General features: G+C 35.2%; 17 protein-coding genes and 1 pseudogene. 6 read left to right on the forward strand and 12 right to left on the reverse strand.

Annotated features, from left to right (window positions below; all coding sequences use genetic code 11):
• The first annotated feature begins 459 nt into the window (after window positions 1-459).
• Window positions 460-1941 carry a malate:quinone oxidoreductase gene (locus tag ABNX05_RS13345; RefSeq protein ID WP_349660197.1) on the forward strand — a complete coding sequence of 494 codons (1482 nt, stop codon included), beginning with the start codon at window positions 460-462 and terminating at the stop codon, window positions 1939-1941.
• 546 nt (window positions 1942-2487) lie between these two features.
• Here ABNX05_RS13345 and ABNX05_RS13350 read toward each other — a convergent pair.
• The 6 genes from ABNX05_RS13350 to ABNX05_RS13375 form a co-directional block, all read right to left on the reverse strand.
• A complete protein-coding gene (locus ABNX05_RS13350; protein ID WP_349660198.1) occupies window positions 2488-3144 on the reverse strand; it encodes a hypothetical protein in 657 nt (218 codons plus the stop codon).
• 162 nt (window positions 3145-3306) lie between these two features.
• On the reverse strand, window positions 3307-3720 hold the full coding sequence (locus ABNX05_RS13355; RefSeq protein WP_349660199.1) for a MarR family transcriptional regulator: 414 nt from the start codon (window positions 3718-3720) through the stop codon (window positions 3307-3309).
• 225 nt (window positions 3721-3945) lie between these two features.
• Complete coding sequence (locus ABNX05_RS13360) at window positions 3946-4977, reverse strand: alpha/beta fold hydrolase (RefSeq protein ID WP_349660200.1); 1032 nt, start codon at window positions 4975-4977, stop codon at window positions 3946-3948.
• A gap of 38 nt (window positions 4978-5015) precedes the next feature.
• Window positions 5016-5675, reverse strand: coding sequence for a hypothetical protein (locus tag ABNX05_RS13365; protein ID WP_349660201.1), 660 nt, complete (start codon window positions 5673-5675; stop codon window positions 5016-5018).
• 3 nt (window positions 5676-5678) lie between these two features.
• Window positions 5679-6086 carry a permease prefix domain 1-containing protein gene (locus tag ABNX05_RS13370; protein ID WP_349660202.1) on the reverse strand — a complete coding sequence of 136 codons (408 nt, stop codon included), beginning with the start codon at window positions 6084-6086 and terminating at the stop codon, window positions 5679-5681.
• Window positions 6083-6412 carry a PadR family transcriptional regulator gene (locus tag ABNX05_RS13375; protein ID WP_053482886.1) on the reverse strand — a complete coding sequence of 110 codons (330 nt, stop codon included), beginning with the start codon at window positions 6410-6412 and terminating at the stop codon, window positions 6083-6085. Before ABNX05_RS13375 ends, ABNX05_RS13370 begins: the two co-directional genes overlap by 4 nt.
• Before the next feature lie 292 nt (window positions 6413-6704).
• Between ABNX05_RS13375 and ABNX05_RS13380 the strand changes: the two genes are divergently transcribed.
• Complete coding sequence (locus ABNX05_RS13380; protein WP_349660203.1) at window positions 6705-6995, forward strand: hypothetical protein; 291 nt, start codon at window positions 6705-6707, stop codon at window positions 6993-6995.
• An 89-nt stretch (window positions 6996-7084) separates the two neighbouring features.
• On the opposite strand, the gene ABNX05_RS13385 is transcribed toward ABNX05_RS13380, so the two are convergent.
• A complete protein-coding gene (locus ABNX05_RS13385) occupies window positions 7085-8275 on the reverse strand; it encodes a M14 family metallopeptidase (RefSeq protein ID WP_349660204.1) in 1191 nt (396 codons plus the stop codon).
• 377 nt (window positions 8276-8652) lie between these two features.
• On the opposite strand from ABNX05_RS13385, the gene ABNX05_RS13390 reads away from it, so the two are divergent.
• Together ABNX05_RS13390 and ABNX05_RS13395 are read left to right on the forward strand one after the other, a co-directional pair.
• Window positions 8653-11391 carry an ATP-binding protein gene (locus ABNX05_RS13390; RefSeq protein WP_349660205.1) on the forward strand — a complete coding sequence of 913 codons (2739 nt, stop codon included), beginning with the start codon at window positions 8653-8655 and terminating at the stop codon, window positions 11389-11391.
• A gap of 4 nt (window positions 11392-11395) precedes the next feature.
• On the forward strand, window positions 11396-12235 hold the full coding sequence (locus ABNX05_RS13395; protein WP_349660206.1) for a CheR family methyltransferase: 840 nt from the start codon (window positions 11396-11398) through the stop codon (window positions 12233-12235).
• A gap of 70 nt (window positions 12236-12305) precedes the next feature.
• Here ABNX05_RS13395 and ABNX05_RS13400 read toward each other — a convergent pair.
• From ABNX05_RS13400 to psiE, 3 genes and pseudogenes are all read right to left on the reverse strand, one after another.
• A pseudogene (locus tag ABNX05_RS13400) lies at window positions 12306-13441 on the reverse strand (SpoIIE family protein phosphatase).
• Between the two features lie 203 nt (window positions 13442-13644).
• Window positions 13645-14655 carry an HAAS signaling domain-containing protein gene (locus ABNX05_RS13405; RefSeq protein ID WP_349660207.1) on the reverse strand — a complete coding sequence of 337 codons (1011 nt, stop codon included), beginning with the start codon at window positions 14653-14655 and terminating at the stop codon, window positions 13645-13647.
• 609 nt (window positions 14656-15264) lie between these two features.
• Complete coding sequence (gene psiE, locus ABNX05_RS13410) at window positions 15265-15720, reverse strand: phosphate-starvation-inducible protein PsiE (RefSeq protein ID WP_349660208.1); 456 nt, start codon at window positions 15718-15720, stop codon at window positions 15265-15267.
• A 426-nt stretch (window positions 15721-16146) separates the two neighbouring features.
• Here psiE and ABNX05_RS13415 point away from each other — a divergent pair, with 426 nt between their 5' ends.
• The gene (locus ABNX05_RS13415; RefSeq protein ID WP_068985751.1) at window positions 16147-16368 is read left to right on the forward strand and encodes a phosphate-starvation-inducible protein PsiE; all 222 of its coding nucleotides are present in this window, start codon (window positions 16147-16149) and stop codon (window positions 16366-16368) included.
• Between the two features lie 203 nt (window positions 16369-16571).
• On the opposite strand, the gene guaC is transcribed toward ABNX05_RS13415, so the two are convergent.
• Entirely contained in the window at window positions 16572-17555 is a 984-nt protein-coding gene (guaC, locus tag ABNX05_RS13420) for a GMP reductase (RefSeq protein ID WP_349660209.1), read from the reverse strand.
• A gap of 367 nt (window positions 17556-17922) precedes the next feature.
• Here guaC and ABNX05_RS13425 point away from each other — a divergent pair, with 367 nt between their 5' ends.
• Window positions 17923-18342 carry a VOC family protein gene (locus ABNX05_RS13425; protein ID WP_349660210.1) on the forward strand — a complete coding sequence of 140 codons (420 nt, stop codon included), beginning with the start codon at window positions 17923-17925 and terminating at the stop codon, window positions 18340-18342.
• Between the two features lie 61 nt (window positions 18343-18403).
• On the opposite strand, the gene ABNX05_RS13430 is transcribed toward ABNX05_RS13425, so the two are convergent.
• Window positions 18404-20353, reverse strand: a complete 1950-nt coding sequence (locus ABNX05_RS13430; protein ID WP_349660211.1) for a methyl-accepting chemotaxis protein — start codon at window positions 20351-20353, stop codon at window positions 18404-18406.
• Window positions 20354-20596: the final 243 nt, after the last annotated feature.

The raw sequence follows: 20596 nt of genomic DNA on the forward strand, positions 1-20596 counted from the left end.
TACTTTCTTGGTTAGACTAAAAAGAAATAATTTTAATAAAACACTAGAAAATAGTGAGAAAATTCTATATATTTTAAGTATAGTGGAGCTGGTGCAAAAACAAGACTGGTTCCATATTTTTATGTTATTATATAAATATAATAATTTAAAAAACCTCATTATTTTATGAAAACGCTAGCCAAATTTAGGACGATTATTCCATAACGCTTAAATAAAGGTAGTGATTCTTAATGGGGGAATAGTAGGTTTTTCTCTTGATTTATTAAGGGGAAGGCTCGAAAAATGCACATAACTCTCATATAGATAGTTGATATTTTAATCTTTATGTAATTATGATACACTGCAATAAGGTAATAATTGATACAGAAAAGATGTACTCCTAAGTTACTCTAGAGCTTACTGTGACAGCAGGAGAGCTTACATCCTTTCTGCAAATCTTAATATATAAGGAAGGTAAAAATGAGTAACAGACAAATTAAATCAGATGTTATCTTAATTGGTGCCGGAATCATGAGTGCGACTTTGGGGACAATGCTTAAAGAATTAGCACCAGATTGGAAAATTACAGTGTTTGAGTCGCTTGATAAAGCTGGTGAAGAAAGTTCTCACGAATTAAATAATGCGGGAACTGGGCATGCGGCACTTTGTGAACTTAACTACACTTCAGAGAAAAAAGACGGATCAATCGATATTAGCAAAGCGATTAACGTTAATGAACAGTTCCATGTTTCAAGACAATTTTGGTCTTATCTTGTGAACAATAAACTAATCAGTAATCCACAAGACTTTATTATGCCTTTACCTCATATGAGTTTAGTACAAGGGAAAGACAATGTAGAGTTTCTGAAAAAACGTCATGAAACGATGACAAAAAATCCTTTATTCCAAGGTATGGAATTTTCTGATGACCCAGAAAAACTAAAGGAATGGATTCCTCTTATTATGCAAGATCGTCCAGCAGATGAAGCTATCGCTGCGACAAAAATTGACACTGGTACAGACGTTAACTTTGGTGCATTAACACGTATGTTATTCGACCACTTAAAAAATAAAGACGTTGACATCAACTACAATCATAGTGTTGAAAGCATGAAACGTACTAGCGATGGTTCATGGGAAGTACGAGTGCACGACAAAAAAGGCTGCAAAATGGAATACCATACAGCAAAATTTGTCTTCCTTGGAGCTGGTGGAGGAAGCCTAGAATTACTACAAAAATCAGGTATTCCTGAAGGGAAACATATTGGTGGATTCCCAATCAGTGGATTATTCCTAGTATGTAAAAACCAAGAAGTTGCTGAGCAACATCACGCGAAAGTATACGGAAAAGCTAAAGTTGGTGCTCCACCAATGTCTGTTCCGCATCTTGATACACGCTATATTGATAACAAAAAATCTTTATTATTTGGACCATTCGCAGGTTTCTCACCTAAGTTCTTAAAAACAGGTTCAAATATGGATTTATTTGCTTCTGTAAAACCGCATAATATTACAACGTTATTAGCGGCGGGAGTTAAAGAGATGGGATTAACAAAATATTTAATCCAACAACTTATGTTATCTAAAGAACAACGTATGGAAGAGCTACGTGATTTCATTCCAAATGCTAAGAGCGATGATTGGGATATTATTGTAGCTGGTCAACGTGTACAAGTTATTAAAGATACTGAAGCTAGTGGTAAAGGTACGCTTCAATTTGGTACGGAAGTTGTAAGTGCTTCTGATGGCTCAATTGCTGCATTACTTGGAGCTTCTCCAGGTGCATCTACTGCTGTACACGTTATGCTTGAGGTAATCAATAAATGCTTCCCTCAACATGTTAACGAGTGGGAGTCAAAAATTAAAGATATGATCCCATCATACGGCAAGTCATTAGCAGAAAATCCAGAGTTTCTTAAAGAAATTAACGAAGCAACGGACGAAGCGCTTCGTTTAAAATAAAATTAGATGTAGAAACAAAGAATGTAAACGATTTGTTTCTACAAAATAAAATAGAACCTTCATTCTAATTTAGGGTGGAAGGTTCTATTTTTTTATTTCATAAATGGAGTTGCAGTGAGAATTTTCATCCATAATATCTAATATATTTAAATAGGCAATAATTTATGACAAAATCGCAATGATTTAACGAAAAAAATATTTATTTATAAGCAAAATAAATGATTAGAAGCACACCTTTTACTAGCAAACAAAAGGTGTGCTTCTAATTTTAAAATTTAAGCTTGGAATAACAAAATTGGATAGATCGTTTGATATATATTGAACAAAAGAATAGCAACAAGGAAACCAAGAGTGCTAGCGGAATGCTGAAAGCGATCGGAAGCTCAGCACTATTCCAAATGCTCATTTGTATTTGTTCCAAGCCGAATGTTCGTAAAATGCCGGCTACTATTGATAGTAATGCACTGAAGACCAGCCCTGCATAGAGGACAGATAGTACGAGAAGGGCTAATGAGCAAAAAAAGCTTAGAATGATTTTTATGAATGTCATTCCTTTTCCCTCCGTATAATTTGTTGCACCTTGGCGTTTTTAGCAATCGAATAGTTTTTTGTATAATAAAGTGTTTGTATATGACAATTATCGCCTACTGCTACAATATCTCCGTATACAATTTCTGCATCTGTATAGGAAAGATGTATTTGTTCACCTTTAATACATTTACAATTCAACTTTTTCTTTAGAAAAGATATAGATAACGTATCTTTTTCTACATGTATCACATCTGCAATAAGCTTTTTTATCTCATTTCCACCAGACATTTTTAATTGAAAATGTTTTGCCTCTATTTCATTCGCTTTAACAAAACCGACTGCATGAAACTGTTCTACTTGTAAGTTTTGTTCAATGGCCAACTTCCCAGAACTATTCAATTTTGTTATTCGCCCATTACGCATATTTAAGCTCCCCGCACTTTTAACCTCATTAATTTCACAAAAATCTTTTATAGAGCATGATCCGGTACTATTTAAAATCTGTGCTTCAACGCGGGAATGAAAAGAGCTATGACCATGAGTAGAGATTTTTTTTACGCGTATTTCCTGATGTAAAGTAACAGATCCACGGATATTTATTTGCTCACAATCTGCTGTTAAGTCTTTAATAGAGCCGTTAGTAAGGGTTACTGTACGTAGTTTTTGAATCACGAAAACCACCTCATTTTTAATTTAATTGATATATATTTTAATAATTAAAATATATATCAATTAAATTATATGCCGCCTTGTTTTGTCAAGAACAAAAAAATGTCCATGAGTTTTTTATGGATTTTTTAGGCAATAAAAAAAGGATTTCAATTTTATGAAATCCTAAAAAATTTTATTCATTAACTGATTAACCTCACGCAATATTTTTGCCATGTCTATCAGTTTTTCCTGTGGAAACTTTAAAAATAAATCTTGAACCTTTAATTCACCGCTATTAGTTAACACCATTTTTACTACACGACGATCTTCTTGCTCTCTAATACGTTCTACAAATTCTAATTTCTCAAGTTTATCGCACATGGATGTAACGGCTCCTGGCGTCACACTAAAGAACTCAGCAATTTCTGTTGCCTTCATACCGTCATTAATTTTTAGCTGAAGTAGGAGGATCAATTGGTTTTGCGATAATGATTCTCCCTCAGATAAGAGATTTACAAACATTTTCGATGTATGTTGTATTTCAAGCATCTCTTTCATAATGATTTCCACATTGTGCAATTGCTCATTTTTTGACATAGTATCACTACCCGTTAAAATATTTAATAACTAAATTATATAGTAAATAAATAATGTGAGCTACTATCGTTATCCTTAAGAGAACTGATTCCTTGTCATTGTAGAACACAGAAGCGACCCATCAGACGCCCCGAGGAAGCTGTGCTCTGTGCGAAAGCGAAGCGACACAACAACAAAGTACCCAGTCGAAAGGAAATCAACCCCATGTTTTAGTGAAGAGTCAATTTATTTCACAAACGTATCGCACAGCCATTCATAAAATTTTTCCTTCTCTTCAAATTGTGGATAATGAGCGGATTGTTCAAAGGAAATAAATTCTTTTTTATCGGCTTCAATCATATCAAAGTATTTTTTTGCTGCATTAGATGAAGTTTGATAATCATATTTACCCATAACAAAATAGCATGGTAATTCAAGTTTTTTTACTTTAGTAGGTAATGGGTTTTTCATTACTTCCCCTAATAGAGTTTTTTGAGAATAGGATAGCCCATAGTTGTAACGAATCACATCTAATAAGTTATACTCACGACTGAATAACATACTTATGATATTCCCATCAGGGTTATCAATAAGTCTTGTAGCTCCACCATATTTTGCAATATACTTCCGTGGAATAAACATCTCGCCATTTTCAACTTGTTCAGTTAACCCTTGTAAATATAAAACGTCATCTTTATTGCCGGCATTTTCAGCTTGCTGAATAACGTAATTCAGACCGTCAATCTCGCTTCCTGCTTGATCACTCATCTGTCCAATTCCAACATATGCTGTAAATTTTTCAGGAGCTTTAGAGGCAGCTTGCGTTGCAATATACGTACCATAAGAATGGCCAATTAATATTACTTTTTCTTTGCCAAGACGATCTGATATATAATCCGTCAAGGCCAATAAGTCATCTACGAGTAAGTCTGATGAAAGATTAGAATAATCCTCAAAAAAATGATAGGATTTTCCGCTTGCTCTTTGGTCGTAATTCACGACCGTAAAATCGTTTTCCAATAAGTTTTGATACTTACTGGCATAAGGTATTTCTGAACATCCAGGCCCTCCATGGATAAAAATAATAACGGGATTATCCTGATCTTTGCCGCGTATCATAACTTCATGTTTACTTCCATTTATCTCTACTTGCTCTAATGCACTTACACTGTTATTACCTTTAATATGGGCAGTCCATGTAGGGAATAAAAGCGCTGTTATTAGTAATACGATAGTAATTATTCCGGTGAATTTTATAAATTTCATTATCTTTTTCATCTAATCCCCTCTGTGAATGCGAATTATAATCGAAATTTTCAGACTCTTTTAGGGAGAGTTGTTGAATTGTACATTTTTCTTTTATAAACATAAAAGTACATACTAAGGGGCCACCAAAGGACGACAAAGATTGGATAAAACGCCCATATTACGTTTGGAGAAGAGACAACGTTTACTGTAATAAAAAAGATGCTGATCAGTATTGTAGCGGTAACAGAGAATGCTACAAACGTTTTTCTTTGTGCGTGGTATAAAGCTAATGGCCACCAAATGACTAAAAATGCAGGATAAATCGCCCAAGGGTATGGATGGGATAAAATAATATTTAATAAAGAATAATAAATGATGGTACTTGCACAGCCAATCAGCGCAATCTTTAATGTTTTTGCTTTTTCCTCTAAATACATAAGAATTGGCCACCAGATGATTGGATAAACCGCATAAATGAACCATATATGATCGGGGGAGTATAAATAATTTTCAATGATAAGAAAAGCAATAATCATAGCGCTGCAAACTAGAGAATATTCCTTATACATTCTTTTAGACATGAAAAATAAAGTAATGGGCCAAAGCAGAACAAGTAAACACGGGTAAATAAACCAAATCGTCTGAGGTGATGTCGTATAATTGACGATTCCTAAAAAAATCATTGTCATTAAACTACCAACAATCGAAAAGCTAATAAAGTTCTTCATGTTTTATTCACTCCATTTCTTACGTGACCAAACGAAGTACATTGATAGGGGCCACCATAATATTGCGAAGATCGGATAGATTGCCCATATTGTATGTGGCGTATAGTAGAGATTAATAAATATAAAAAATACAATAATTAAGCCGCTACCCCATATAGAGAATTCTAAATTTAATTTAGCCATGTTTTTCTTTTCGGGCTTCTTCACACCTAATTCCTTTTTTAAATCTTCAATATCTCCAAACTCTACGATGGCTTTGTTAATGGCATCCTCTTGTTCTTTCCCTTGATCCATCAAATAAAAAACTTTTTCTTCAAGATTTTGAATGATTTCTTGTTTAACCATCTCGGTTTCTTTATTACGAGGAATGTCTTTAAAAAGCTCATCAATATGGTTTTTTATTTTTTTCATTCTAAGCCCTCCATAAATAAGTCGATAATTTCTTTTACTTCCGACCACTCTTTTACTAGCTCATTTAAATAAGCTTTACCTAATGGGGTAATACGGTAATACTTTCTTTTGCCTCCGTGTGAAACATCACCATAATAGGCTTCAATAATTTCCTTTTTCTCAAGGCGTTGAAAAACTGCGTATAACGTTGCTTCTTTAATTTGAAAACGATTATTTGTGCGGATACTTATTTCCTGAGAAATTTCATAGCCATAACGATCTTTCTCTAATATTAGCCTTAAAATAATGGAATCCAAGTGTCCGCGGATGATGTCACTTCGAACCATAAGTCACCTACTTATTTTTTATTGCTCTATCTGTCAGAGTAATATTAACAAACATTACTCTGCCTGTCAAAGTAATTTTTCCAAATAGGTCCATATTTCTGTTTAGAAGGATCATCATCAAAACGTGTGGTTGATTTCCGTTTCGGCTGAGCGCTTTGTTGCTGCCGCTACGCTTTCGCACAGATAAAACATTTGCCGCTGACGCTTCGCTTTCGCGCAGAGCAGAGCTTCCTGGGGGCGTCCGATGAGCCGCTTCACTCGCGATGCTCGCTCCAGGGTCTCGGGCCAACAGATGTCTTTTGCGCGAAAGCGTGAGTGTAACGTAGCGGCAGCAGGTTTTGGTTTTGTTTGTGCGAAAGCGCAGCGACAGCAACAGCACGATGTTGGTCACGAAGGCGTTATCACAGGATGTAATGCTTTTAGCCTTCGTTCCTCTATTGCTAATCCCCAAGGAGTCGCCCAGCCTCCACTTCAATCAACTTATTTACATAGTAGACGTTTTAATAAAAGTCACCCACGATTTTTGGTGATGAACTATGAAGAAGCAATCAATCAGAGATTAAAAAATCCCCATTCACTTTAGAAGTAAAAGAGGGATTGGGGATATTTATTTAGAATTGAATTAGGATGAAAAATCCTTAAGGGGAACTATTCTTAGATTAACAATTTCTATTACATATACAATGCTGCAAGGAATATACCTAATGCCTCTTCATAGATGTCGTCGAATTGGGTGAGTGGAAGTGGATTTGTACCACTACCTAATTCAACAGTGAATCCAGGTCTACGCCAATCCTGAATAAACCAATCTTTATAGCCCGCATAACTGCCTGCTGAATTGATAGGTTCGTAGCCACTAACCCGGCTAAACTCGTTAACAAGGGTTTCTGACTCTGGTGGTTCGAGATTTTCAAAACCCCAATAAATGACTCTACCTTGTGTATGAAACGCAAGAACTCTAGCAAAATCGCGCTTCCTCGTTAAGTCAGCCATAGCGATGGCCTCAGGCTCGGACAAAGGTTTTTGACCTCCAAAATCTCTTGGACCAGGTACTTTTGGATTTCGTGCTCTTTCAAGCTCCCATTTTGCAGGGAACTGGTCGTTCAAATCAACACCATGTATATTTGCCTTCCAACCAGAGAAATCCGTGTTACCGTTATTCCAAGTAATAAGCTGGTTTCTTAATGCTTCGTCGTTAGGAGGTCCTTGTAATACTAAATCAACACCATCGGGATTGACCATCGGAACGATAGAAAGGATTGTTTGCTGGTAAAGTGGGAGAAGGGATAAACCGCGAATTGTATTTTGATTAGTGAGAGAGAGTAGGTAGTCATTTATAAAAGTTAAAATAATTGGAGTTGTAATCCATTCATTTGCATGAAAGGAGCCGTTATAATGGACACGCTTAGCTCCGTTCCCGATTAGAAGCTCTGGAATGTCATGCTGTAAAACAGAATGTCCAATTGTAGAGATTTGTAGAAACGGATAAAAAGCGAGTAGTTTTTTAATATCGTTCATCATGGTCTTGTAAGTATAATTTTGTTTACCATTGATGAGCCTCCATGTGATTCGTTGGGGAATGCGAATTGTCTGCCCAATGTGTAATTGATTTGGATTAAGATCAGGATTGACAAGCAAAATGGCCACTAATGGGAGATTTCTGCTTTGGGCTATTTGCCAAAAAGTATCTCCTTGCTTTATTTGATAATTGACTGTAACAAACCCCGGAATTCGAACACGCTGTCCAACCCTTAAATATTGAGGTTTAATAGTTCGATTCGAATCTATAATTAGTTGAAGAGGTATTTTAAACACTTCACTAAAATGCCAAAGAGAATCCCCTGGTCTTACATAAATGTCCACAATTGTTCTCTCCTTATTATTAATTATGCCTCGGCAAAATTGGCCAATATAATATATATATGAAAAGAATACGGGACTTATTAACTTTTAATTTCTATCAGCAAAAATGTTTTATGTAGCGAAAGCAAAGCGGTTAGGGGAACGAAGGCTAAAAGCATCACGTCCTGTGATAACGCCTTCGTGACTAACATCGTGTTAGCCCGACACACCCGGTCAGAACGGAAATCAACCACACGATACAGCGATGAGCTCTGCCAATGTAAAGTATTTGTCGGAAAGAGATTACTCTCTTAACCTAAGAGGAAGAAATTTTGCTTCTTTTTGATGTACAATGATACTAGTTATAGAGTTTATGACAGATAAAGGTAGGAAAACAAATGTTAAATAAATTAAAGATAAGTATACGAACGAAAATTACGTTAGGCTATATTGTTATCATACTTTGTTTACTTGCATCAGTGATTATCTTAAATAATCAAATTACTTCTCTACAAAAAGAAAGAAATTATATTATCAAGAATGACTCGAACATACATGCTCTAACCAATCGAATTGAAAAATCCATTTTAGATATGGAATCGAACCAGAGGAGTTTTGTTGTTACAGGTGAAACAAGCTATTTAGAGTCCTATAACGAGTCTGGTGAAAAATGGCAATATGATTTTGATGAGCTTTATCAGATTGTAAAAAATAAACTAACAAAACAGAAGTTAAATGAGATAAAGGCAACGATAGAGCATTGGATTACAACAACAGGGGACCCCTCTATTAAATTAAAAAAAGAAAAAAATAACGAAGCGTTATGGGAACTCAATAAAGTAGATACAGGTCGTAAAGACATGGAAACAGTACGAGATCAGTTTGAATCACTCCGTTCAGAGGTAATTGTAACTATGCAAGCCAAAGTAAATGAGTTGGATAAGAGAAATAGTATAGTAACACTTACACTCTTTGGCATCCTTGTATTTATTTCTGTTGTTGCGATTATCATTGCAAGTGGTATTTCTCGTTCAATCGTTAAAACGTTAACAGAGGTGACACGAACAATTCAAGAAATCACTGCTTCCAAGAGCAATCAAAAAGGAAGAATACATGTTAGAACAAATGATGAAATTAATGCTCTTGCAGCTGCTACAAATGAGTTGTTGGATGCGCTTGAGAGAAGAGAATGGCTACAGTTGAATATCGCAGAAATTGTCACAAAATATCAAGGGATTTCCGCCATCAACAAATTAGCTGAAACCTTCCTTTCAGAAATAGCGAAAAAAACGCAGTCTTCCTTGGGTGCATTTTATGTTCGTGAAACTACTGATAATCATATACAGTTTATAAAAAAAGCTGCTTTTGCGGATACAAGGGATGACGTTGGAATTGAGAGCTTTAAACTGGGGCAAGGCTTAATTGGACAATGTGCTTTAGAAAAAAAGATTTTAATTTACAATGATATCCCAGAAGATTTCCGTTTAATAAATACTGGTTTAGGGAAAGTATCACCAAAAGGTATTTTTATCGTCCCTATTATCTTTGAAAATGACGTAATAGCTGTCGTTGAATTAGCTACAATGACTGGCTTTAATAAGCTACAGCAGCAATTAGTGAAGCAAGTTATCGAAACCTTTGGATTAACGATCAATAGTATCCTAGGGCGTATGGAAATTGTCCGTTTATTGAATGAATCAAGAGCTTTGACAGAGGAATTACAGGCACAATCTGAAGAGCTTCAGGCACAATCAGAAGAATTGCAGCTACAAACAGAGGAACTGACAATGATTAATGAACAATTGGAAGAAAGAACAAAAGAGGCAGAGTTAAAGTCGAGAGAATTAGAACAAGCTAAAAAAGAATTAGAGGAAAGTGCGGAACAGCTGTTACTAAATTCAAATTATAAATCTGAGTTTTTAGCCAATATGTCACATGAATTACGAACGCCACTGAATAGCATTTTAATTTTATCTGAAATGTTAGCTGAAAATAGCCAAAATACATTATCAGAAGAGGAAGCCGAATATGCAAAGGTTATCCATTCTTCAGGTGGAGATCTACTGGCACTAATTAATGATATTTTAGATTTATCAAAAGTTGAGGCAGGCAAGCTTGATATTTATTTTGGTGAAATGAATATGAGTGAGGTTCCTGTACAAATTGAGCAAACCTTTGCGCCTGTTGCAATGAAAAAAAATCTACAATTCTATATTTCGAAAGATGAAAATGTAGTCGATATTTTCTATACTGATGAACAAAGATTCCAGCAAATATTGAAGAATTTATTATCAAATGCCTTTAAATTTACAAAGCAAGGCTCAGTTCGTCTGGACATTAAACAGCTTAGAGAAGAACAGTTAACAAATAATATGAAGGATGTTAGTGCTGACTGGTTAGAAATCATAGTTTCCGATACAGGTATAGGGATTCCTAGGGACAAGCATCAGCTTATTTTTGAATCATTCCAACAGGCTGATGGGGCAACGATACGTAAATACGGTGGAACGGGTCTTGGCTTGTCCATTTGTAAAGAGCTTGCGAGATTACTTGGCGGCTGGATTTCTTTACAAAGTAATGAAGGGCAAGGTAGTACATTCACACTAACCATCCCAAGCTTGCCAAATGGCATCGAGGAGCAAGAATGTCTTGAACTTGCTATTCATGAGGTAGGGGCTACCAATGAATTAGAAGAACTAATGGAAGAACAGCTATTGGAAACTCAGGATTTCTCTCAACAAGAGGTAGAAGTTTTTCAAGGGAAAAATATTTTAATTGTAGACGATGATTACCGTAATATTTATGCATTAAAAAATGCACTCGAAAAACGAGGTATGAATATCTTAGTTGCTAAAGATGGGATAGAGTGTTTAGATATTATGCAAGCTAATGATGAAATTGACCTTATTTTGATGGATATTATGATGCCGAATTTGGATGGCTATGAAACGATGTCGATTATACGCAAACAAATGGAGATGACGGATTTACCGATTATTGCTTTAACAGCGAAGGCTATGAAAAATGATCGAGATAAAACATTAGAGGCGGGTGCTTCAGATTATATAAGTAAGCCGTTAAATTTAGATCAATTAGTATCCGTTTTAAGAGTATGGCTAGTTTCTAAAGGGAGTTAATAAAATGGAACGATTTCCTTTGCTGAAAAAAATGCATACAGATTTAGAAATTGATTTATTACTAGAGGCTATTTATCGTTTGTCGGGCTTTGATTTTCGGCAATATAATCGATCTTCTATATCACGGAGGATTTATAGTAGGATGGGGATGAGTAATATCCCAACGATTTCTCGTGTACTTGAAAAAGTAATACATGAAGATGGGTTTTTAGAGCAACTATTGAATGATTTTTCGATAAATGTTACTGAAATGTTCCGTAACCCTAGTTTTTTTAAGGCTTTTCGCGAAGAGGTTGTACCTTTTTTAAGAGATTACCCTGAAATTCGGATATGGCATGCAGGATGTTCTACAGGTGAGGAAGTATACTCCATGGCTATTTTGCTACAGGAAGAAGGGTTAATGGATAAAGCGGTTATTTATGCTACGGATATGAACGAACAAGTATTGGAAAAGGCAAAAAAGGGAGTATTCCCGATTAACAAAATGCAGGCATATACGAAAAACTATATGCTTGCTGGCGGCATCCATGCTTTTTCCGAATACTATAAAACAGATTATCAATATGCTTATTTCCATCCGGCACTGTTAAAAAACATTATATTTGCACAGCATAATTTAGTAACAGATCAATCGTTTAATGAATTTCATGTCATTATGTGCCGAAATGTTTTGATTTATTTTTCACCTGAGTTACAAAACCAGGTTCATCATTTGTTTTCCGAAAGTATAAGTGATAATGGATTTTTATGCTTAGGCGATAAAGAGACACTACGATTTGAAGGTGTTATTTCAAAATATAAAGAAATCGTAGGCAATGAAAAAATATATCAGAAGATAAAGTAAGATAAAAAATAGGCTGTTGTCCAAGTTTCTCCACAGTAGAGACTTAGGCAACGGCCACTTTTTATGTATTTTAATGTGCCTGTATCATTAATACGCACATATCATCTGGCTGATTACCTTGTTTTTCCTTAGGCAGTATATGGTCAATCAGACGTCGAGAATGATCCCATTTCGTAGATATTAGCGTTTGTAAATGCTTCTCGGATTCCATTTCACATGGTCCCATTGCCTCCAACACACCGTCCGTATATAAAATAATTTGCACGCCCTCATTGTATTGAATGAATTGTTTTTGCACGTCAATCTCATCAAAAAAGCCGACTGCGCAGCTTCCTCGATTTAAATGTACGAGCGTTTTTTCATCAACTAGAGCATAGCCAGAAGGATGACCGGCGTTTACATATTCAATGGTTTTTTGTTCTGTATCAATCACTAAATAGATAGCTGTGAAATAAAAAAGGTTGTCCTCTTTTCCGTTTCTTAAAATTGTCATATAACGGTTTAACTCTTTTATAACTAATTCGGGATCTTCTAATTGTTTAACAGCTTCTCTTAGGACAGAGGAGATAAACATACAAACAAGTGCTGCAGAGATACCATGTCCCATCATATCAAGTAAAATGCAGGCGTATCGGTGATCATTTATTTTATGCCAATAATACATATCACCTGCTAAATTAGAAGAAGGAAGATAAGAGACCTCTATTTGAATATTTTTCTCGTTTAAAGGGGCGCTCAAAAGGCTTCTTTGTACATGTGTAGCCAAGTCTAATTCGTATTGTATTTTTTTTCTTGCTGAGTATGCCAATCTAATTCTGCTTTCAATCGTAAAGCAACCCGAATTCTAGCAAGAAGCTCGGTTTTATTTATTGGCTTTGTAATATAATCTACTCCACCGATATCAAGTGCTTCCGCAAGCGTGTTTTTATCTTCTAGAGCGGTGACAAAGATAATTTGAATATCCTTTAATTGTTCATTTTGCTTAATGCGTTTGCAAGCTTCAATACCGTCTACTTCAGGCATCATAATATCTAATAAAATTAAATCTACTGAATTTCCTGTTGGATTTGGCGCATCTAACTGTAAATAATCAAAAAGTTCATAGGCAGATGTTAGAGAAACACAGTTATCATAACCTGCATTTTTTAATATTTTTTCAATTACAAATAGATTGACTTGATTGTCATCTACAAGAAGAATGGTCATAATTATTTCCCCTTATTCTGTCTGAATTAGTGCAAATTATTTATGAATGAATTTTAATAACTCTCAACTTTATTATACAAAACATTAGAGAATAACGGTATTTTGATCAATTGGGGGAGTTTTTAAACTTTTTTTAGTAGGTAGTAAAAATATATGAATAAGTAAGGGCCAACAAGAAAGAGTCAGCCCCAAAACGTATTTTTTCAAATTCTAGCCTTTTTAAAGCCACTATAAATATCATATGCATTTGCTACGATGGTGATAGCTATGCTGACGAATAATATTCGATCTATAGCTACCAAAATCTTAGCGGAGGTCGTTTCCGTAATCGCAGCAATATAAGGTACAGCGGGACTGTGTATAAAATCAGGTTGAATAGCCATTAGGATAAAAACAATGATACCTGTACATTGAAGAAGAGCATTAACTACGGCAATTAACATGGTCCATTGGCCTTCCTTCAATTTCCATAATGTTAAAGCTACACTTAAAACGATACAAATTAAAATAATCGGTGCAAAGGAGAGTAAGACTTCCTGGTTGAATATAGGCATAATAAATTTAAAGCCACCTTTATTGTGAGAAGTATAGATTCCTATAAGGTGATGAGCATTGAAATAGACAAAGGAGAAGATAGCAATACCTAAGAAACTTAAAATATTATCATTAAGCGAAATCGTTTTTTCTTTAGGAATTATTTTAACTTTAGTTAAATCATCAGGTGTCCAATCTGGATGGTCCTTTAAAAGGGGTATTCGAATATTATTTTCTCCAGATCGTTCTATGACAATGAAAGTAACTGTAATCCAGAAGAGTACGTAGATGATTACTGAAATAATATGAGCGATAGTTAAAGAAATAGTTTTAATAATAGCAGACAGAAGAGCGCCACCTTCTTCATTATAAAGCACAATACTTTCTATCATCTGTACAATAACTGTAATAATTATTGCCCAAGGAATAACTAATTTTATTGTCCTAATATAAGTATCAAACACTTTTGGACCGATTAATAATCGTGGTGTGTTTTGATAGCTTGCTGCAACTTCTACAGGACTTCCTAGCTTCTTAAGTACTTCCTTAATATCTGATTCTGAATAATCTTCAGGTAACATATTTTCAATAGTAGATTTTAACTCTAGACTGATTTCATCGCGTTTTTCTTTGCGGATTCTCCTAGTTACTTCATGAATATATACATCAATCAGATTCATTCTTTCCGTCTCCCTTCAATAATTCATGCTGTCCCAAGTTCATAGCTGTACATTCCTTTTCGAGCTGAGCTATATGTGCTCAACCCATCCTATTTCTGAATTATTTATAATTACTTCCTAATGCTCTAGTCGACGAAGTAACGAGATCAGTTCATAGTTACTTCTGAATGGCTTGAATAAGGGGCTAGCCAATAAACGAATTATGTAGTTGATCTAAAAAAGCACTAATAGTCCACCACGTTTTTTTTGCACGTGGTAATATATGTTATTATCAAGAACTAAAATTAATGTGAAAAAACCGTGCTTAAAATTAATTCCATGTAGGGTGGGAATGTATATGAGAATCATTGAAAGATTATTGAAGGAAGAAGACTGTATACATCAGGAAGATTTACTGAACAAAAGAGCCCTTTTATACACAATCAAAACAATGAGGCATTATTTTCGGTATTATGGGTTTTGCGACTCCATCATTTTGAAATGAACCTTAATTCCAATGAGGGGAGTCGACCTAATTTATAGTTGATTGCCTTCATGAAAAAGAAAAGGACGCCAACGAATATAGAGCTCGTTGTCTAAAGTTCAGGGGTTTTGCTTACTGTAATAAAGCTATTGTTCTTTTTTCATAAAGAGTGACGAGCGTACAGGTCGTTCCAGCGGCGTAATATTAATAATAAAATAGCTAATAATTAATATTAAAATAATAAGTGAATAAATTAATGTATTAATGGGATGGTCATGCTCTACAATAATTAATCGAATCATGGCTGTAATCCCTATATATATAAAATACCTTAGTGGAAAATGATAACTCTCTTTAAAATATTTAATAATCATCGTGATAAATTCAAAATACAAAAAGAAAATAAGAATGTTAGCGAGGAAAAGCTTATAGTCTCCGCCATCATTGTTGAATAATAAAATATTTAGGAATTGAATGAGTTCTTTGCAAAGTAGGAAAGATAAAATGAGTGCTAAAAGTACAAGGCAAACATTTAGAAACAATTGTAAAGATTTCGGTACAGCCTTTATTAATTGTAAGTAAGTCGAGTTCTTTTGGTTCACAGAATTCCTCCAATCTTGTAAATCGTCCTAAGTGAAAATGAAAAAACTAAATGGAGAACAAATAATCATATGATTGAGCGTCATCATTTTATGATTTGAATATAACAAATTATCGTAAATGTACGAGCATTTATTTGTAAAGTTTTGGTGTAAATTGGATTATCACCGAAAGCTGTGGATGATATTTGTAAAAACGTATGTTATAAGTATAGGTTGAGTGGAGGCTGGCGACTCCTTGGGGATCAGCGGACGCCCCCAGGAAGCTTTGCTCTGTAGCGACAGCAACAACAAATGTTTTCTGTAGCGAAAGCAAAGCGGCAGCAATGGTAATGAGCCTATATATTAGCGAAAGAAAGTTTTTAAAATAAATTAGCTGTATGCTAAAATAGATGTGCATGAATATAAAATTTAAAAGGGGTTTTTAAAATGGCTAAAGCAGCAAAAACAGGAAAAATCACACCAGAGCGTTTAGAGGAAGCATTAAACGTACGTGATCGTCTTATTATCGAGTTACTAGTACAAGTACTTGATGAAAAGCTTGTAATTGAACGTCCAGTATTACGTGAGCGTGTAGCAAACCTTGTAGACCTTTCTGATCATGATGAAGAATTAAAAGAAACGATCCACGCTGTTATTAACAAACTATAATCTAAAGGGAAATGCTACACTTCATTGGTAGCATTTTTTCTTTTGCTGCAAAGATATGTTTTCAACAAAAGAATCGGTCAACCAAGAGCCGAGAACGCTCGGGTAGTCCGAAAAATTGATCAGTATTTGCCCTAGGAGAAACGGAAACCAACAAAAAACCCAAACAAGAATTTATTCCATTCTTGTTTGGGTTCTTATAGTTTTTAGTATACTTTATCTCCATTAAAAATAGAGTTTTTCACAATTACATAATCTACATTTCGAATGGCATCTAGTTTATTGCCACCTGCATAAGAAATAGACGATTGAAGATCTTGCTGCATTTCAATTAAAGTATCTTTGATGCTGCCTTTATGTTCAACAAACATCTTTTTACCTTCAACATTTTTACGTTCGCCTTTTTGGAATTCAGAAGCAGATCCGAAGTATTCCTTCACAGTTTTACCGTCGATTTCGATTGTTTCACCAGGTGACTCCTCGTGACCTGCAAATAATGAGCCAATCATCACCATTGAAGCACCAAAGCGAACCGATTTTGCAATATCACCATTTGTACGAATACCACCATCAGCGATAATTGGCTTTGTTGCAGCTTTTGCACACCAGCGTAGTGCAGCTAGCTGCCAACCACCTGTACCAAAACCAGTTTTGATTTTAGTAATACATACTTTACCTGGTCCAATACCAACTTTTGTTGCATCTGCACCAGCATTTTCAAGTTCACGAACTGCCTCAGGTGTGCCCACATTACCAGCAATTACAAAGCTAGTTGGTAGATGTTTTTTAATATGCTGAATCATACGAATAACAGCATTTGAATGCCCATGTGCAATATCGATTGTCATAAAATCAGGCACTACATTAGCAGCTGCTAATTCTTCAATAAATGTATATTCTTCATCTTTTACACCAACACTAATTGATGCGATTAAGCCACGAGCTTGCATATCTTTGATGAAATCGATACGAGTTTCTGGATTAAAACGGTGCATGATATAAAAGTAACCGTTTTCAGCAAGCTTCACAGCAAGACTTTCGTCGATGATTGTTTGCATGTTTGCTGGTACAACAGGAAGCTTGAATGTATGACCGCCTAAAGTAACAGAAGTATCACATTCTGAGCGACTTTCTACAATACATTTTGCGGGAATTAGCTGAATATCCTCATAGTCAAATACGTTATCCATTATAAACACTCCTAAAATACGAATATTTTTTAAGTTTTAATTTAAATCGTTCGTCATTTGGTAATTTACATTATTTTCGAGTAAATGTCAAAGCTTTTATCTAAATTAATAAAAAAATAGCAGGAAAGAACAGGAATTAAGCGAAATATATAGATATATTACTTTTTGTTAGAGTGGGAAGGCGGTGTAAGTTTACTTTATTCAAAAGTTAAAAGTAGTTAGAGGAAATCCTGAGCTTTTGTAGGGGAGTAAGCTGTTATTGTTTTTCAAAAGAAGGAAAGTAATTTATTGATTCTAAGATTTGTACTATTAGTTATTAACCGTGTAAAATAAAATTGTTTCGAAAATGACAAAGGGAGTGTTGGAAATGGCAGTAGAGGTTTATTTAAATTTTAATGGAAATTGTCGAGAAGCTGTAACTTTTTATGAGACAGTTTTTAATACAAACAAGCCTGAAATTATGACGTTTGGAGATTCACCACAGAATCCAAGTTATCCATTACCAGAGGAAGCAAAAGATCTTGTCATGCATACGCGACTTTCGATTTTTGGTAGCACTGTAATGTTTTCAGATACATTTCCAGGACACCCATTCACGATTGGAAACAATGTAACATTAGCTGTTGTCTCAGGCGATGAGGCCCAGATGAGAAAAGCTTTTGATGGCCTTAAAGAAGGTGGCAAAGTTACCATGGAGCTACAAGAAACGTTTTGGAGTAAATGTTATGGCTCCCTTACTGATAAATTTGGTGTTGAATGGCAATTTAGTCATGAGGAGAATAGATAAAATTACTATTAAAAAGCACGATGTTTTTGGAGAGTTCCCCATTAACATTGTGCTTTTCTTTTTAGTATTTAAAACGATTCACATAGCTTTGTAATTCATCAGCCATATCGAGAAGTTCTTTTGAGGCTACAGCCATTTCCTGCATCGAAGACAATGTTTGTTCAGTTGAAGCGGCAACTTCCTCTGACGCTGCAGCATTTGTTTTAGCATGATCTGTTAGCTCTATAGCTGTTGCAGAAACTTCTTCGACTACTGCTGACATCTCCTGAGCTGATGCAGATATATCCTCCATTTTCGGAGCAATTTCGTGGAGACGCTTAATGATACTTGCAAACTTTTTACTTGTATCTTCTGTTAGCTGTAAACCATCCTGGACATCGGCTGAAGTTTTTATCATTGTTTGAACAGACTTAGCCGTATCTTGCTGAATGCCAGAAATTAGTGCAGAAATCTGCTCTGCCGATTGATGAGATTGCTCTGCTAACTTCCGCACTTCATCGGCAACTACTGCAAAGCCTTTCCCGTGCTCTCCAGCTCGCGCTGCCTCAATAGCAGCATTAAGGGCAAGCAGATTTGTTTGCTCTGAAATAGCGCTAATAATTTCTAAAATAGAACCAATTTCTTTTGTTCGATCATAGAGTGATTTAATCATCGTATCCGATTGTGTCACAGATTCATGAATCGAGACCATTTGATTAACAGTTTGTTCTACTGCTTGTCCGCCTTCATCGGCCAATTGTATAGCACGGCTCGATAAATCGGAAACCTGCATGGAGCTATCAGCGATCTCGACGACTCCTTTTGCAATTTCCTCAATAGAAACAGCATTTTGGTCAATACCAGTTGTTTGTTTTTCTGTACTAACAGCAACCTGCTGCATAGCTTCAGTAACTTGTTCAGAAGCAGCGATATTTTGTTCGGCATTCGCAGATAAGCCATGCGCCGAAGTTTGAACATGTTGAGAGCTTTGATCAACGTTACGAATAAGCTTTTTTAAGTTAACCTTCATGGCGATAAAAGCTTCTCCAAGCTGTCCAATCTCATCTTTCGAATGATTGTCAATAAACTCTGTTAAATCGCCCTCGCTAATTTTTATAGCGCTTTGTTTAAGTCGATTGATCGGGTTAACGACTGATTTGATCATGAATAGCATAAAAATAATGCCAACAGTAATAGAAATGGCGATAATTACTAAATTGATATTAAATGTCGAAGCAGCAGCGTTAGCAGCCTCAGCTGTGAACATGGTACCAACGACTTTCCAGCCTGTTAGCTTATTTGTAACAAATTGAAGTTGTCGATCTTTTTCTATAACAGTACCACTATCTTGTTCATAGATTTTAGTAATATAGCTTTCTGTTGCTTCAGCACCACTTTCTTTATTTGGGTGGGCAATATAAATTTTATTACTATCTAAAAGTGAAGCAAAGCCAGTTTCTCCAATGCGTATATCATTCGTGATGGTACTTAATCTAGATATATTTACATCTAGCCCTATTACCCCTGAGCCGTCTGGTAAAGCCTGAGTAATCGTAAGAACGATATCACCTGTAGTCTGTGTAACGTATGGAGCTGTAATAGATACTTGGTCTTTGTTATCTACAGCTTGCGTATACCAAGATCTTTTACGAGGGTCAAACCCACTAGGGTATTTTTGGGCAGGTTCATCCAGTAGTCTGCCATCAGAAGTTCCGATATAAATTAGCTCCACCTCTGGATGCATGTTCATGTATTCGTGGAAAAGAGATTTAAGTTCTGTAGTTTTACCTTCTTGTAAATAAGATTGATGGAGCTTGTTTGAAAAATATTGAACGTCTTTCACTTTTGGCTCAATCGTGTTAGTAATATTCGTATTAAGCATGCGCACACTTTCAGTTGCGCTTGCTTGCTGTTCTTTTGAAATTTGCCTTCCAGCACTTTGGTAAGACACAATTCCAATTAACAGTGTTGGAATGAGAAGCATTGCTAAAAACGAAAAAATGAGCTTTTTCCTTAAACTTAGTTGTTTCACTTGAATTATCCTCACTATGATATAGTATTTTAAACTTTTTTATCACCGAATATTGAGTAAGTAATAATGCCTGAGTGGATGGTGATAAAGTCTATACATTTACTTTCTATGTAAACAATAGATAGCTAGGCTCATTTTACCAAAAATAAGATAAAAGTTAAGCATTTTATAATAACTGTTCACTATATAGTAGATTTATTCAATAAATACTTTAAAATTCTCCTAAAAACGATAACCGCTAAA

The organism is Lysinibacillus zambalensis (assembly GCF_040183165.1).
GTDB classification, from domain to species: domain Bacteria; phylum Bacillota; class Bacilli; order Bacillales_A; family Planococcaceae; genus Lysinibacillus; species Lysinibacillus zambalensis.